The sequence below is a fragment of the Pseudomonas sp. ABFPK genome, from assembly GCF_001586765.1.
GTDB classification, from domain to species: domain Bacteria; phylum Pseudomonadota; class Gammaproteobacteria; order Pseudomonadales; family Pseudomonadaceae; genus Aquipseudomonas; species Aquipseudomonas asiatica.
On sequence record NZ_LQXW01000036.1, the window covers coordinates 16,328 to 31,425 of the forward strand.

Genomic DNA, 15,098 nt, shown 5'->3' on the forward strand with positions numbered 1-15,098 from the left:
AGAAATCATCCTGTCAGTTCGCATCAGTGACCGTGTTCGGCAGAAGCTTTGCCGAGCTCGGACTTGAGTGTGAAGCTGCCACTGGTTGCTACCTGGGCGCCGGCTTCAATACCGTCGATGACTTCCACGTACCCATTATCGCGACGACCCAGTTTTACCGGGCGGGTGTCAAACCCATCTGGGGTGCGTACGAATACCGAGGGTTTGTCTTCAACGGTCTGCACTGCGTGCTCAGGGACCGCTACGGCAACTCGATCGGTTTGGGAAGTGACCGCAATGTTCACGAACAGGCCTGGACGCCAGGCACCGTTGGGGTTGGTCAAGGTGACGCGGACAGTAGCTGCACGGTTTTGCTCGCCCAGCAGGCTCCCGACATAACCCACCTTCCCTTCGACCTCGACGTTCATGTCAGGCGAAGAGACTTTCACCGCACGACCAGTCGTGACTTTGCCCAGATCTGTAGGCGGGACGGCGAAGGTTGCCCAGACCTGATTCAGGTCGGAAAGGATGAAGGCGTTGGTCGCCTCGCTGACGACTTCGCCAACGGTCAGGTGTTTCTCCACCACCACGGCGTCGAAAGGGGCTCGGAGTTCGTAACGATTACCGCCAACGGAGTTAACCGAAGCACCGATCGCACCGACCTTCTGCTTGGCGTTGGCCAAGGAGATCTCCGCTTCTTGCAGCGCTTGGCGTGCTTGGAGGTAGTCTTGCTCTGCGGAAATCTTGTCCTGCCACAGCTGCTTCTCACGCTCGAAGGTCACACGCGCCAGTTCGACGCGACGCTGTGCGGCCTGTTGTTCGCTGCGCAGGTCAGAGATCTGCTGGCTGGCGATTACAGCGAGGACCTGACCCTTTTTGACCGTCTCACCCAGATCGGCTTGGACAGTCTCAACAACGCCAGGAACACGAGGAACTACGTGGGCGGTCCGGTCTTCATCGAAGCGAATTTCGCCCGGGAAGCTCACGACTGTACCCAAGTCACGGGGTGCTGCAGCTTCGAGAGCAACGCCGGCTGCCTTGATCTGTTCAGCGCTGAGCCTCAGCTTGCCCTCTTCTTCACCACCCTCTTCGCTGTGACCTTCTTCACCATGGCCCTCATCACCTTCCTCTTTGGCGGCAGATGCGGCTTTCTTTTCGTCGCCATGACCATCGTTAGCGCCATGCTCGGCGGTACTGGCGGCCTGCTGTCCGGAACTGTTGTTCCAGGCAAGGCTGCCAAATCCGAGGGCTGCCACAGCGGCTACCGCGAGGGCGATCTTGCGTTTGTTATCCATTGCTACTCCTGCTAATCGTAGGCACCGGCTTGTTCAAGGCTGTGTGCCGAAGAAAATGTTTGGCCCGTTCAGCGAGCGCCGGCAGTTGAGCCGACTTCGCCATAAACCCTTTCCACCTGCGCACGCGCATTGGTCGCCGCTGCCAACGATTCGAGGTATTGGCCACGAGCGACGATCAAGGTGCGCTGGGCATCCAGCACTTCGATGAAGCCGAATTTGCCCATCTCGAAGCCGCGGGTTGCTGTCTCTACGGCTTGTTGGGCTGACGGCAGAATGGTCTTGTCGTAGGACTCGACCTCCTGCATGGCGGTGGACCACTGGTTCAACGCGGTTTGGGTTTCGGTGCGCAGGCGCAGCTCCACGGCATTGCGCTGGTCTCGGGCCTGATCTGCACGTCGAGAAGCGGAAAGGATGTTGCCCTGGTTGCGATCAAACAGCGGCAAAGGCATAGACAGGCCAACAGTGTTGACTCGCTCTCGTACAGAGCGGTCGTACTGGCTACCTACGCTGACAGTAAGGTTCGGGATACGCTGAGCTTTCTCTGAGCCGAGCGAGGCATCGCTCTTGTCGATCTGTACCACGGCCTGGCGCATTTCTGCGGTCTGGTCGAGCTTTGCCAGTAGATCTTCAGTACGAGGCGGCAAGCCCGGAGATAGGGTTGGCGATTCGAGTCGATCAAACACGGTGACTGAGCTGCCCGTAATTTGAGCGAGCTGTTGGTAAGCGGTTGCTTTCTCTGTTTCGGCGCGTCGAACTTGCAGCTTGGCCTCGGCCAGTTGCACCTGGGCACGGGTGGCTTCTACCGGAGACGATTTACCTGCGCGAACACGGCCATCGACGATGCGGAGACCGCGCTCAGTCAGTTCGAGAGATTGCTTGGCCAGGTCAAGGCCTGTCTGGGCCCGCAATGCGGCGTAAAAGGCCTGCACGACGTCTGCACGCAGACCGTTCACGCGACGGTCCAACTCCAGCTGTGCGGCGGTCTGCCCGTAAGTGGCGACGTCAACACGAGCTCCCCGCTTGCCACCCAGTTCCAGGGTCTGGCTAAGCGACACGGTCGTCGTGCTGGTGTTACGACGGGTGTCTTCTACGTCGTACGAAATAGTGGGGTTGGGGATAAGCCCGGCCTGCTTGCGAGCACCATCAGCGATCCCAATCTCTTGCCGGGCCGCGGCCAGGTCAGGGTTGGCATCCATGGCCGTCGAAAGCGCCTGGGGCAAGCTGATGCTTTGGGCAAGAGCTGCAGGTGCCATCAGTCCAGAAATGACTGCACAGAGTGCAGCGATCTTCCAGGGCGAGACAGAGGTCTTGGATAAGACATTGCGGTTATACCGGGGCACTTTGATGGTCCTCGTGCACAAACTTCGATAAAGCTTGGCGAGAACGCCGAAACAGCTGCCAAGCCCCACTTGATTAGGTGATGGCACTCTAAAGAGCGGTAGCTATCAGAGGGGTGGCTAGAAAATTACAATTTCGTAAGAAAGCGCTGTAATGCCCGTAAATACTGGGAAATCTAACCCGGTACTAGGATTTCGTTACAAGCAACGGAGATGGCAAACACGCGGCGCGAAGGTGCCAAATAACGGACAGATGACGAAATTGTAATTGTTCTATCACCCTCCCGTTATCTTCGGCCTGCAAATATGAGCTCGCGCTACGCTAGGCGCGCCGCCGGGTCAGAACAATTAACGACACCCGCGCAGGTAAACATAATAAAAACTGCCGTGAATCAAAGGAGCATCGGATGAAAATCAAAGTACCACTGTATTTGGCGGCAGTTTCTGCGCTGTCTGGAAGCTATGCTGTTTCGGCACAGGCTGAAGACAAGCCAGAAGGCTTCATTGAAGGCAGCAGCCTTACAGTGCTGAACCGTAACTTCTACTTCAACCGTGATAATCGCGACAGCTCGGCCCCCACTTACAACAGTGGCAAGGGCAATACCAACGGCTACTCCGAAGCCTGGGCGCACGCGATCATCAGCAAATTCAACTCTGGGTTTACCCAGGGTACTGTTGGCTTTGGCGTTGATGCCTTCGCCATGATCGGCCTCAAGCTCGACACCGGTGATGGCCGCAACGGCGGCCGTAGCTCCTTCGATGTGCTACCCGTTGATAACAAGGGCGAAGCTCGCGACGAATACACCAAGGTCGGCGGCGCAGCCAAAGTCCGCTTGTTCGATACCATCGTGAAAGTGGGTGATGTTTTCCCATCGACTCCGGTCGTTGCATCCGGTGACTCTCGCCTGCTGCCAGAAAGCTTCCGCGGCGTGACCGTTGAGAACACCAGCATCCAAGGCCTCACCCTTCAGGGTGGTCGACTGCACGCCATGAGCCAGCCACTCTCCAGTGACCTGAACGACAACTTCGTGACCTTCTACGGCGGCCCGGTCAACTCGCCATGGATCGGTTACGGTGGTGGTGACTACTCGATCAACGACAACTGGACTGTGAGCGTCTACGCCAGCCAGCTGAAAGACGTCTGGAATCAGTACTACGCCGGTACCAGCGTTGTTTACCCGCTGAGCGACGATCTGGCTCTGATCGGTGGCTTCAACTACTACAAAGCCGTAGATGAAGGTAAGAAGCGCCTGGGTGAATTCGACAACAACATCTGGAGTGCCAAGGTCGGCGTGCGTTACGGTGCTCACACCCTGGCCCTGTCGCACCAGCGCAACAACGGCGACGACGATTTCGACTATCTGCGTCAGTCGGACTCGATTTTCGTCGACAACTCCATCCAGTACAGCGACTTCAACTCGCCGAAAGAGCGTTCCTGGATGCTGCGCTATGACCTGAACTTCACCAGCTACGGCATTCCAGGCCTGACGTTCATGACCCGCTACGCCAGAGGCTCGGGCGCGGATTACTCGAACGCTAACCAGTTCTACATGCGCACCGACGACAACGGCAACCCGCTCGACAATCAGAAGCGTTGGGAGCGTGACGTCGAAGTCAAATACGTTGTCCAAACCGGTCCGGCAAAAGACTTGTCCTTCCGGTTGCGCCAGGCAACCACGCGTGCTACTGCATTCGAATCGGATCTGGATGAAACTCGTGTAATCATCGAGTACCCGCTTTCGATTCTGTAATTCGCTAACTGGACCAGTTATTCCTTAGCTGGTCCTATTAGTAAAACGAGCATTACGAATTCACCTTGAGTGGCTTAAGTGCTCCTTTGGTAAAAGGTGGATATTTGGCGCCCATTGGGCGCCTTTTTTTTGCCTAGAATTCAAGTAGGCGTTCGATTGCACGCATCGCATGCCGGTGAAGTTCATGGCTACACCAATGACCAGTTTCCTCAATGTGAGCAACCTCGCCGTCATCTGAGCGGAACGAAGCCAGCACGAAGAAGAAAATAACCCAATACTTCATAAGGTCAAATCACCTGCTGGAGAGCGGGCCCGCAACTGTCAAACCCAAACCGCGACAAGATATACCGCCAGACTATCAACTGTATTACCTAGAAATTACAAATCCGTCATTTGAGCCCCGGCACGCTCATTTTGATTTACCATCCCTTTCAATAATGCCGGCGCGCGTGCGCGGTTAATTGCTCAGTGATATCGAGACAAAATCCCATGCGAATTCTGGTAATTGAGGATGAAGTAAAAACTGCGGAGTATGTGCGTCAAGGTCTGACGGAATGTGGCTATGTCGTTGATTGCGTTCACACCGGCTCTGATGGATTGTTCTTGGCCAAACAGCACGAATACGAGCTGATTATTCTCGATATAAACCTTCCAGAGATGGATGGTTGGCAGGTCCTTGAGTTGTTGCGCCGTAAAAATTGCCCTTCCCGCATCATGATGCTGACGGCGAGAAGCCGGCTGGCGGATAAGGTCCGGGGGCTGGAGAACGGCGCAGATGACTACCTAATCAAGCCATTTGAGTTTCCTGAGCTACTGGCCCGGGTTCGCGCCTTGATGCGCAGGTCAGATCACCCTGCATCCGTAGAGGTCATTCGCGTCGCTGACCTGGAGCTTGATCAGAGCCGGCACAGGGCATTCAGGGACGGTCAGCGCATTGACCTGACCACGAAAGAATTCGCGTTACTGCATTACCTGATGCGTAATACCGGTGTGGTGCTGAGCCGCACCCAAATTATTTCGCAGGTTTGGGATATGAATTTTGACTGCGACACAAACGTTGTAGAGGTGTCGATTCGAAGACTCAGAGCCAAGATAGATGACCCTTTCGAGACCAAACTGATACATACGCTTCGGGGCGTAGGGTATGTGCTTGAAAAACGATAGTTGCCAAGCTCTCTAGTACCGAAAATCCGCTACATACTCCCGTCGCTTGCGAGCTTGAGGTTTCTGTTTACGATCCGCGGCGCTGATTCCTCACTCAAAAAATGAGGTAGGCTGTACATGAGGTATAGCATTGATTATCAGCAGGTTTCGCAAGGGCAATCTGATGCCAGCATTAATGCCTGTCCAGCTGACATTGTCTTCAACAGCGACCATGGCCTAGCTCTTATTCCGTGCGTTGGCGATGTTATCAACCTCCCCTCTACGGCGGTCAAAGAAGGGGTTTGCGGCATCGTTAGATCAAGGATTTTCAATTATCTCAGAGGTCCTGAAGAGCTGTACTGTCACGTCAATATTCTCGTTGAAGAGGCGGACATCAATTTCGGAAGTCTCATCTCGGAATACATGCGCAATCAGTCACGTGCTCGCTCGCCTTCTTCATAAAGTCGAAGGCGGGCCTGGCCATTAATGGTTGTGTATGGGTGAGGGTTCAGCAGAGCGAGCGCCTACTGAGCACCAGAGATGAATAGTCACAGCCTAGTGGCTTAACGCGGTACTGCTGGTGTACGCAGAGCTGGACTCATTGTTTTTTGAATGGCGCATTGCAGCACATAGAAATATAAAATCCCGGAAGTAAATACGATTGCGGACAGATAAGCAAACTCAGAGTCTAAAACCCCGGAAACCATATACAATTTAATCGTGATAGAACCCATAATGATTCCGGTACAGTACATGACGCCTGTGAACTGATTGCCCAAAAAACTCAGGATGCCGCTGAAGGCATTGTTCGCACTCAACAGCATTGCTTTCAGAATCGTCCAGCCGAGAATTGGCAGAAAAGCCTTGATCATGAAGGCGAATAACATCGACGATGCAAATAGTTTTATCGGGGTTTCTGCCCACGGCTTGATGGTGCCGTCTACTTCAACGCCGGTATACAAGATGATATTCAGAATAATCGCCATAAGGGTGCATATACCGAGGCGTATCATTTCCCGCTTAAGCGGGGCCATCATTATCACTGCGTGAATCTTGTTTCCAAAGTATCGTTTTAGTCCTTGAATCGACATTTTTTCTTCCTATGCTCTCGGGTATGACGCTGTTGTAGCGTTGTATAACGGTCATGCTTTTACCCGAAGAGAGGTGACGCTTCAACGGCCCTGAATGCGCAGGGGATCTCATGTCCTTCCCCTGGCTGGGTAGCTTGCTGAGAAATTCTCATCTACCTGCGTGGCAAAGATGCGGCCACCCCGCCGCCGTCAGAGCTCTGGAGGACTGGTTGCTGTCAGCAACTCATCGAGTGACGGAACCTTAGCGTTTGCACTGAGGACGAGTGTCCTGGATCGGAGTATGGATACATCAAAGAAAGATTCGGACTCGACTCTTCCGTTTACTTCTCTCCAGTGGGTGACTTCTGGTATCAACTCATTAGGCACCGGGTGTAGTGCCATAGGGTTATGGAAGACCTCCACTTCAGCAGACCACGGCTCGTAGCCATATTGCGGCCAGAGCTGACCGTAGTCGCTGGACGCTACATCCAACAGAAATGGGATACCTCGTGATGCTCCTGGAGAACGGTCGAAAAACTCACCAAACCGCAAGTATCGGTACCCGTCTAGATGAGCTCCACCTGAGATCGGCACTCGGCTGAGCTTTGGCACTGTGCAGGCATTGGTGAAAATGACCGCTGAAAGATGGGCATTTTCCCTTAGCGTAAATAGGCCGTTGGGGCGCCCTGATAGCAGAGATGTCTCTTCCTCCACAGTTATCAGGTGCGTACCACGATGCGCAGATGAGTGAACTGCAAAGCCATAGAGATAGCTGATGAGCGACTCCCTGCTCCACAGCATTGAACTGGGCGCATGGAAATCGGCTAAGGCCAGAATGAGCGGCTTACCCTCCACGTGCGGTAGGGATTCGTAGCGCTTGTCCAATTTGTTTTGGATGGTCCTCGCAAACCTTTCTGCAGCCGCTCCTAAGAAGCGCTCATGTCGGTCAGCGGGTGGGGGGACCGGCGAGGCGCCAAAATGCTCATACCGCTCTTCCGGGTTGGCTGTCACTGCTTCAACCCAGGCCTCATCTCCCAGCCTATTCTCGATGTGAAAATCGGGTGATTCTTTAGGCTGGGTGACCAAGAGTCCCTGTTCGCGAAATATCGCTAACAGGTGGGCCTCCCAAAGGCGGGTGTGAAAATTCTCAGTCTGGCAATCGGGAACCCAATTTCTGTCTGGGGATGGCAGTGCGAGATACAGTTGATTCAGCGCCCACGCCCCAATACGGCGGCTTGGATCAAATAGTGATTTGAACACCACGCTTGGTGTGCGCTTACCCATTCTGCTTAGAGGAGCACGTCGTCGTTCACCTGAAGGGAGTGGAAGCAGATGGGTTGGGGTATTGAGAAAATGGCTGATTGAGGCGCGGGCTTCGGACTCGCCAGTGGTGCACTCACTATGGCTGAGGAGCACCCACACGCTATCGACACGACGCCGCAAGGTGACAGTTCCGAAGCTGCCGGAATGGATATTCCCTATTGAGCGGCCAGTACGGGTCACCTCCGTCGAGCGCCTCGGCGGTGCGTTGCGTGTCCATTCCCAGCGCGGGTACTGGGATGCCAAAGCAGTGGTCAGTGCCACCGGCACCTGGAGCAACCCCAATATCCCTGCTTATCCCGGTGCCAAGCTGTTCTGTGGCCAGCAGCTGCATTCAGCTCACTATGTTGAGCCGCAGGCGTTCTCGGGCAAGCGGGTCCTGGTCGTCGGCGGCGGCAACTCCGGGGCACAGATTCTCGCAGAGGTTTCCCAAGTAGCGGATGAACTGGGATACGCCCACCGAGCCACTCTTCCTGCCTGATGATGTAGATGGTCGAGTGCTGTTCGAACGGGCGACAGAGCGCTGGAAAGCGCAGATGGAGGGCCGTGTGATTGACCAGCCAGTCGGTGGGCTGGGCGATATCGTGATGGTCACGCCTGTGGTCGAGGCGCGTGAGCGAGACGTTCTTCATGCAGTGAGGCCTTTCGTTCGTTTCACCCCCGACGGAGTGGTCTGGGCAGACGGCTCGGAGACCGCAGTCGATGCGGTGATCTGGTGCACCGGATTCAAGCCGGCGCTGGGGCACTTGGCGAGCTCGGGGTAGTCACTGGTGACGGTCGCGTCGAAGTTTCAGGTACACGGGCAGTGAATGAGCCTGGCCTTTGGCTCGTGGGTTATGGCGAGTGGACAGGCTCTGCATCCGCGACCTTGATCGGGGTGACGCGCACAGCCCGCAGCACTGTCGCTGAGATCGAGCAGTTTCTGGTGAAAGCGGAGGCTTGAGTGCCTCCGCTCTTCCCCTGTGCTCAGTGGGTCTTCTGCGCCATTTCGCTGTGTCTGGGCAACCCGATCGAGATGAGCGCGGCAGCCAGTACGAAAAGGCTGGAAACCCACAGGCAGGCCTCCAGGCCATAGGCTTGGAACACCCAGCCTGACAGCAGTGTACCGACCAGCCGCCCCAAGGCGTTGGACATGTAGTAGAAGCCTACGTCCAGCGAGACCCCATCTTCCTTGGCATAGCTGACGATCAGGTAGCTGTGCAACGAGGAGTTCACCGCGAACAGCACGCCGAACAGCATCAGCCCACCGAGCAGCACCACCTGCGCCGACCAGCCTGCTGATAGGCCCACGGCAATAAGCGCAGGCAGTCCGGCCAGGGCGAGAGCCCAAATGAAGGCCGCTCGGCCGTCGGGCACATGACCACGCTTCTTGCCGGTGATGTGAGGAGCAAACGACTGGACGATGCCGTAGCCAATGATCCACACGGCGAGGAAGCCGCCGACCAGCCAGAATTCCCAGCCAAACGCGGTGCTCAGGTACACCGGCAGCGCCACGACGAACCAGACGTCTCGGGCACCGAAGAGAAACAGCCGTGCGGCTGAGAGGATGTTGATCGCCCGGCTCTTGGACAGCATGTCGCGGAACTTGGGTTTGGCCTTGGCTTTGCCCAAGTCCTTTTTCAGCAGCACCAGACTGCCGATCCAGATCATGGCCAGTACTGCCGCCATGGCCAGCACCGCCAGGGTGAAGCCGAGCAACGCGAGCAGTGCTCCGCCGAGGAAAAAGCCCACACCTTTGAGCGCGTTCTTCGAGCCCGTCAGGATGGCCACCCATTTGTAGAGCGTGCCCTGTTGGCTGTCCGGCACCAGAAGCTTGATGGAGCTCTTGGCGCTCATCTTGTTCAGGTCCTTGGCGATGCCGGACAGTGCCTGGGCGGCCATCACCCATGGCACTGTCAGCCAGGTTGCCGGCACCGTGAGCATCAGCAAGGCCACGACCTGCATGCCCAGGCCGATGTTCATGGTGCGGTTGAGTCCCAGGCGGGCGCCGAGGTAACCGCCCACCAGGTTGGTGATCACGCCGAACACTTCGTAGAACAGGAACAGCGCCGCGATCTGCAGCGGCGTGTAGCCCAACGAATGGAAGTGCAGTACCACCAACATGCGCAATGCGCCGTCGGTGAGGGTGAAGGCCCAGTAGTTGCCGGTAACCAGCAGGTACTGACGCACTTCCGCAGACAGGGCTGACAACGCCTTCATGATCGCTGTTTACTCCGCTGCGCCGACCAGGCGGGCCAGTTCCGCTGCACGGTTGGCGTAGCCCCATTCGTTGTCATACCAGGCGTAGAGCTTCACCTGGGTGCCATTGACCACCAAGGTCGACAGCGCGTCGATGATCGAGGAGCGCGGATCGGTGCGGTAGTCGATGGATACCAGTGGGCGCTCTTCGTAGCCCAGGATGTCTTTCAACGGGCCTTCGGCCGCCGCCTTCAGCAGCGTGTTGACCTCTTCAGCCGTGGTCTCGCGTTCCACTTCGAATACGCAGTCGGTCAGCGAGGCGTTGGCCAGCGGTACACGCACGGCGTGACCATTCAACTTGCCGCGCAGCTCGGGGAAGATCTCGGCGATCGCAGTAGCCGAGCCCGTGGTGGTCGGGATCAGGCTCATGCCCGAGGCACGGGCGCGGCGCAGGTCCTTGTGCGGCGTATCGAGGATGCTCTGGGTGTTGGTGAGGTCGTGGATGGTGGTGATCGATCCGTGGCGGATGCCCAGGTTCTCGTGAATCACCTTGACCACCGGGGCTAGGCAGTTGGTAGTGCAGGAGGCGGCGGTAACGATGCGATGCTGCGCCGGGTCGAACAGGTGCTGGTTGACGCCCATCACCACGTTCAGGGCGCCTTTCTCCTTCACTGGAGCGCAGACCACTACACGTTTTACGCCCTGATCCAGGTAGGCCTGGAGCACGGCTACCGACTTCATCTTGCCGCTGGCCTCGATCACCAGGTCGCAGCCCGACCAGTCGGTGTCGGCGATGGTCTTGTTCGCGGTGACCTGAATGCGCTTGCCGTCGATCACCACCATACTGCCCTCAGCACGGGCTTCACGGTGCCAGCGGCCGTGGACCGAGTCGAAGTTGATCAGGTGGGCATGGGTCTCGGCGTCGCCGGCCGGGTCATTGATCTGCACAAACTCGAACTCTGGCCAGTTCCAAGACGCGCGCAGCGCCAATCGACCAATACGGCCAAACCCATTGATACCTACTTTGATAGCCATGTTCTTGTTCTCGGATCACGATTAGCGAAAGGTCAGAGGGTGTCGCTGAACTGGTTGATGTAGCCGACGTGCGCAGGGTTCTGAATGGCACGTGGGCGCAGGGCCTGGACCTGAGCAACAGCTTCCTGCACGGGAATACCGCACTCGATCATCAGGCGGGCCGCAAACAGGCCGGTGCGGCCGGAGCCGCCTTTGCAGTGAATGGCGATCGTCTTGCCAGTCATCACCAACGCTTTCAAGCGTTCCCGATGGATCTCCCAGGCGGCAGCAAAGGGCTCGCCGGGCGCCTGGTCGTCTTCCACCGGCAGGTGGAACCATTCGAGGCCCAGCAGTTGGCACTCCTCGGGCAGTAGGTCGATCTCGTTCTGCAGCAGCTCTTCACTCGGCATCAGGGTAACCAGTGCACTCGCACCGGCTTCGCGCAGTGTTGCCAGCGCTTGGGATACCGAGGTGTCCTTGGTACCAGGACACGGGGTGAAGATCAGCTGGCCGATCAGCTCGGGAGTCGCCAGCACGGAATACGGGTGCAGTTGCATGGTCAGAAAGCCTCAGATGGATCGTTGATTAACGCGTTTGGAAAGTTCTTCAGCCGACTCCTTGCGCTCGGAATAGCGATCGACCAGGTAGTCGGAGCGATCACGAAGCAGCAGGGTGAACTTCACCAGCTCCTCCATCACATCGACGACACGGTCGTAGTACGCTGAGGGCTTCATGCGGCCGGCCTCGTCGAACTCCAGGTAGGCTTTGGGTACGGACGACTGGTTGGGGATGGTGAACATGCGCATCCAGCGACCGAGGACGCGCAGCTGGTTGACCACGTTGAACGACTGCGAGCCACCGCAGACCTGCATCACCGCGAGGGTCTTGCCTTGCGTCGGGCGCACGGCGCCCATGCTCAGTGGAATCCAGTCGATCTGCGACTTGAACACGCCGGTCATCGCGCCGTGGCGCTCAGGCGAGCACCAGACCATGCCTTCCGACCACAGCACCAGGTCACGTAGTTCCTTGACCATGGGGTGGTCATCGGGCACATCATCCGCCAGTGGCAGGCCAGTGGGATTGAAGATCCGCGTCTCCGCACCGAAGTGCTCCAGCAGGCGTGCCGCTTCTTCTGTCAGCAGACGGCTGAAGGAGCGTTCGCGGGTCGACCCGTACAGCAGCAGGATGCGCGGTTTATGGGTGGACTGCTGCTCGATCGCTAGCTTATCGGCGGATGGCAGGTCGACCAGTTCGTTGTCGATATTGGGGATGTGATGTTCGGTCATGATTTTACTCCTGAGACAAGGCACCTGAGGGCTGGTCAAACCAGCGGCGCTTGAGCCACAAGGCCACGCCTACCAGCGAAATCAGCACCGGCACTTCCACCAAGGGGCCGATGACAGTGGCAAAGGCAACCGGCGATGCGAGGCCGAAGGTGGCGATGGCCACGGCAATGGCCAGTTCGAAGTTGTTGCTCGCTGCGGTGAACGCCAGCGCGGTGGTGCGTGGGTAGTCGGCCTCCAGCAGCTTGCCCATCCAGAAGCTGATGAAAAACATCACCACGAAGTAGATGGTCAGCGGGATGGCGATGCGCAGCACATCCAGCGGCAGTTGCAGCACCATGTCGCCCTTCAGGCTGAACATGGCCACGATGGTCAGCAGCAACGCCACGAGCGTCAGCGGACTGATCTTCGGAATGAAGCGTTCCTGGTACCAAGTCTCGCCCTTGCTGCTGATCAAGATCTTGCGGGTCAGGAAGCCGGCCAAGAACGGGATGCCCAGGTAGATCAGCACCGACTGAGCGATGTCGAAGAAGCTGGTCTCGATGACGCTACCCTCAAGACCAAACAGCGGCGGCAGCAGGCCCAGGAAGATCCAGGCGTACACGCTGAAGAACAGGATCTGGAAAATGCTGTTGAAGGCGACCAGGCCCGCCACGTACTGGTTGTTGCCACCGGCGATCTGGTTCCACACCAGCACCATGGCGATGCAGCGCGCCAAGCCGATGAGGATCAGGCCAGTCATGTACTCAGGCTTGTCGGAAAGGAACACTACTGCCAGCCCGAACATCAGCACCGGGCCGATTACCCAGTTCTGAACCAGCGACAGCACGAGGATGCGCTTGTCCTTGAAAACCTGAGGCAGTTCCTCGTATTTCACCTTCGCCAGCGGCGGGTACATCATGACGATGAGGCCAATCGCGATGGGGATGTTTGTCGAGCCTACCGACAGGCTGTTCAGCCACGCGGGCAATCCTTGGAACAAACTGCCCAGGGCGATACCCAGGCCCATGGCCAGAAAGATCCAGACCGTCAAGTAACGGTCGAGGAAGGAAAGTCGGCTTTTGCTCATGGTGGATCTCCCTAAACGTCAGAGCGTTCCGATGCGGGCCAGCTCGACCTTGAGCTGCGCGGCATCCAGTTGTTCAAAAGGCAGTGCGAGGAATGCCTTGAGGCGTCGCTTGATCTGCTCAAGCGTGATGTCGAAAGCCGCATCCAATTCGGCGGCGCTACCCTGCAGGTACGAAGGATCGGAAAGCCCCCAATGGGCTTTTACTGCCGGCCCGAAGAACACAGGGCAGGCTTCGCCGGCGGCCTTGTCGCAGACGGTGATGACGAAGTCCGGTGCCAGCTCGGCGTGTGCATCGCTGGATTTGCTGCTCAGGCCATCGGTGGAAATACCGGCGCGCTGCAGCGCGGAGATGGACAGCGGATGTACCTCGCCTTTGGGCTGGCTGCCGGCGCTGTAGGCCTTCATACCGGCCGGGGCCAGGTGGTTAAACACGGCTTCTGACAGGATGCTGCGGCAGCTATTGGCGGTGCAGAGGAACAGAACTTTCATCGGTTTTGCTCGGCAATGATCAGCAGCAGGTGGCGACGCGCTGTGGGCGGTCACCCATTGCGTCCAATCGAGTGGAGCTGCTGTTCAGCCACTCGCTATTGGCCTCCAGCGTGGTTTGCAGGATCTCGCGTACCCAGGCGGGCAGCTCTGGATGCAGCCGGTAGTAAACCCATTGGCCCTGGCGGCGGTCTGCCAGCAGGTCACACGTGCGCAGCTGCGCCAGGTGGCGGGAAACCTTGGGCTGGCTTTCTTCCAGCGCACAGGTCAGCTCACAGACGCAGAGCTCTTCCTCGCGGGCGATCAGCAGCATCATCCGAATGCGGTTCTCGTCGGCGAGGCATTTGAAAACCTTGGTAGGGGTCAGTGAGTCAGTCATATCGGCTCTCGATGTGCGGATTACTGCACGCATATGGTTTTTCGAATATACGCTTTTTCGAATGTATCGCAACCCCGCTGTGATCTATGACTTTACATGTGCATATTCGTGCACATATATTGGCGACATGACGATTAACCTGAACCTCCGCACCCAAGCCATCGACGCTGCCATCGAGTCGCTGGACGAAGTCTTCTTCAAAGCGCTCTGCGAGCCCTCCAGGGTCGCGGTGTTCAAGCGCGTGCTTCTACTGGGACGGGCGGATGTCGGCGAAATCGCCAAAGAGCTACCGCAGGAGCGATCGGTGATCTCCAGGCACCTGCAGGTGCTGCACGATGCCCAGATCGTGAAGGCCACCAAGGTGGGTCGGCAGGTGTTCTACGAAGTGAATGGTGGGGCGATCGTCGAGCGCCTTGAGGGCCTGCTCCAGCGAACCAAGGGTCTGGTTTCGCTGTGCTGCCCGTAGCTCGTGCCCATTTTTTGTCCTGATATATGCATGAGTGCGCATACATGAATAAATCGACTCGCGCGTTGGATGTGATCGTCATCGGTGGTGGGCAAGCGGGCTTGGCGGTTGGCTGGCATTTGCAGCAACACGGCTTGGACTTTCTGATCCTGGATGAGCAAACACACCCTGGTGGGAACTGGCGGAACTACTACGACAGCCTGCGGATTCCACGCCATCCGGCCACCCAGTCCGCTCTCATCTGGCCAGGCATTCCACGGCCATCTGGCCACCTGTTCCACGGCCATCCGGCCGGGCAGTCGGAGCGCAGCGACGCAGGGGGGGCATT

Annotated in this window: 16 protein-coding genes and 1 pseudogene; 6 read left to right on the forward strand and 11 right to left on the reverse strand. The window is 57.4% G+C overall.

The features are described 5' to 3' along the window. Positions 1 to 23: 23 nt before the first annotated feature. Both WM94_RS21005 and WM94_RS21010 read right to left on the reverse strand, forming a co-directional pair. Positions 24 to 1,274: an efflux RND transporter periplasmic adaptor subunit gene (locus WM94_RS21005; protein ID WP_004576054.1), complete on the reverse strand. Its 1,251-nt coding sequence runs from the start codon at positions 1,272 to 1,274 to the stop codon at positions 24 to 26. A 68-nt stretch (positions 1,275 to 1,342) separates the two neighbouring features. Continuing rightward, entirely contained in the window at positions 1,343 to 2,614 is a 1,272-nt protein-coding gene (locus tag WM94_RS21010; protein WP_016487022.1) for a TolC family protein, read from the reverse strand. Positions 2,615 to 3,018: 404 nt separating this feature from the next. On the opposite strand from WM94_RS21010, the gene WM94_RS21015 reads away from it, so the two are divergent. From WM94_RS21015 to WM94_RS29445, 3 genes are all read left to right on the forward strand, one after another. Continuing rightward, positions 3,019 to 4,362, forward strand: coding sequence for an OprD family porin (locus WM94_RS21015; protein WP_004576051.1), 1,344 nt, complete (start codon positions 3,019 to 3,021; stop codon positions 4,360 to 4,362). A gap of 489 nt (positions 4,363 to 4,851) precedes the next feature. Continuing rightward, positions 4,852 to 5,526 carry a heavy metal response regulator transcription factor gene (locus tag WM94_RS21020; RefSeq protein ID WP_003253420.1) on the forward strand — a complete coding sequence of 225 codons (675 nt, stop codon included), beginning with the start codon at positions 4,852 to 4,854 and terminating at the stop codon, positions 5,524 to 5,526. 117 nt (positions 5,527 to 5,643) lie between these two features. Further along, on the forward strand, positions 5,644 to 5,967 hold the full coding sequence (locus WM94_RS29445) for a hypothetical protein (protein ID WP_080574869.1): 324 nt from the start codon (positions 5,644 to 5,646) through the stop codon (positions 5,965 to 5,967). 101 nt (positions 5,968 to 6,068) lie between these two features. Here WM94_RS29445 and WM94_RS21025 read toward each other — a convergent pair whose 3' ends face one another. Then, positions 6,069 to 6,596 carry a hypothetical protein gene (locus tag WM94_RS21025; protein WP_004577223.1) on the reverse strand — a complete coding sequence of 176 codons (528 nt, stop codon included), beginning with the start codon at positions 6,594 to 6,596 and terminating at the stop codon, positions 6,069 to 6,071. Positions 6,597 to 6,785: 189 nt separating this feature from the next. Then, positions 6,786 to 8,078: a hypothetical protein gene (locus WM94_RS29450; protein WP_256207033.1), complete on the reverse strand. Its 1,293-nt coding sequence runs from the start codon at positions 8,076 to 8,078 to the stop codon at positions 6,786 to 6,788. Here WM94_RS29450 and WM94_RS21030 point away from each other — a divergent pair. Then, a pseudogene (locus WM94_RS21030) lies at positions 8,050 to 8,838 on the forward strand (NAD(P)-binding domain-containing protein); the annotation flags it as partial. The gene WM94_RS29450 and the pseudogene WM94_RS21030 overlap by 29 nt on opposite strands. Positions 8,839 to 8,861: 23 nt before the next feature. On the opposite strand, the gene arsJ reads toward WM94_RS21030, so the two are convergent. Genes arsJ through WM94_RS21065 form a run of 7 tightly spaced genes read right to left on the reverse strand, consistent with a single transcriptional unit; the run spans position 8,862 to position 14,304 of the window. After that, positions 8,862 to 10,094 carry an organoarsenical effux MFS transporter ArsJ gene (gene arsJ, locus WM94_RS21035; protein WP_004575548.1) on the reverse strand — a complete coding sequence of 411 codons (1,233 nt, stop codon included), beginning with the start codon at positions 10,092 to 10,094 and terminating at the stop codon, positions 8,862 to 8,864. A 9-nt stretch (positions 10,095 to 10,103) separates the two neighbouring features. Next, the gene (locus WM94_RS21040; RefSeq protein ID WP_004575547.1) at positions 10,104 to 11,108 is read right to left on the reverse strand and encodes an ArsJ-associated glyceraldehyde-3-phosphate dehydrogenase; all 1,005 of its coding nucleotides are present in this window, start codon (positions 11,106 to 11,108) and stop codon (positions 10,104 to 10,106) included. A gap of 32 nt (positions 11,109 to 11,140) precedes the next feature. Then, the gene (locus tag WM94_RS21045; RefSeq protein WP_004575546.1) at positions 11,141 to 11,644 is read right to left on the reverse strand and encodes a cyclin-dependent kinase inhibitor 3 family protein; all 504 of its coding nucleotides are present in this window, start codon (positions 11,642 to 11,644) and stop codon (positions 11,141 to 11,143) included. A gap of 12 nt (positions 11,645 to 11,656) precedes the next feature. Continuing rightward, entirely contained in the window at positions 11,657 to 12,373 is a 717-nt protein-coding gene (gene arsH / locus WM94_RS21050) for an arsenical resistance protein ArsH (RefSeq protein WP_004575545.1), read from the reverse strand. A gap of 4 nt (positions 12,374 to 12,377) precedes the next feature. Next, positions 12,378 to 13,439 carry an ACR3 family arsenite efflux transporter gene (gene arsB / locus WM94_RS21055; protein ID WP_004575544.1) on the reverse strand — a complete coding sequence of 354 codons (1,062 nt, stop codon included), beginning with the start codon at positions 13,437 to 13,439 and terminating at the stop codon, positions 12,378 to 12,380. 18 nt (positions 13,440 to 13,457) lie between these two features. After that, the gene (locus WM94_RS21060; protein ID WP_004575543.1) at positions 13,458 to 13,928 is read right to left on the reverse strand and encodes an arsenate reductase ArsC; all 471 of its coding nucleotides are present in this window, start codon (positions 13,926 to 13,928) and stop codon (positions 13,458 to 13,460) included. A gap of 19 nt (positions 13,929 to 13,947) precedes the next feature. Continuing rightward, positions 13,948 to 14,304 (reverse strand): metalloregulator ArsR/SmtB family transcription factor, encoded by a 357-nt coding sequence (locus tag WM94_RS21065; protein ID WP_004575542.1) that lies wholly within the window; start codon positions 14,302 to 14,304, stop codon positions 13,948 to 13,950. 127 nt (positions 14,305 to 14,431) lie between these two features. Between WM94_RS21065 and WM94_RS21070 the strand changes: the two genes are divergently transcribed. Next, the gene (locus WM94_RS21070; RefSeq protein ID WP_004575541.1) at positions 14,432 to 14,770 is read left to right on the forward strand and encodes a helix-turn-helix transcriptional regulator; all 339 of its coding nucleotides are present in this window, start codon (positions 14,432 to 14,434) and stop codon (positions 14,768 to 14,770) included. Between the two features lie 44 nt (positions 14,771 to 14,814). Next, positions 14,815 to 15,098, forward strand: a 284-nt coding sequence (locus WM94_RS29455; RefSeq protein WP_256207034.1) for an FAD-dependent oxidoreductase, incomplete at its 3' end; no start/stop codon positions are given.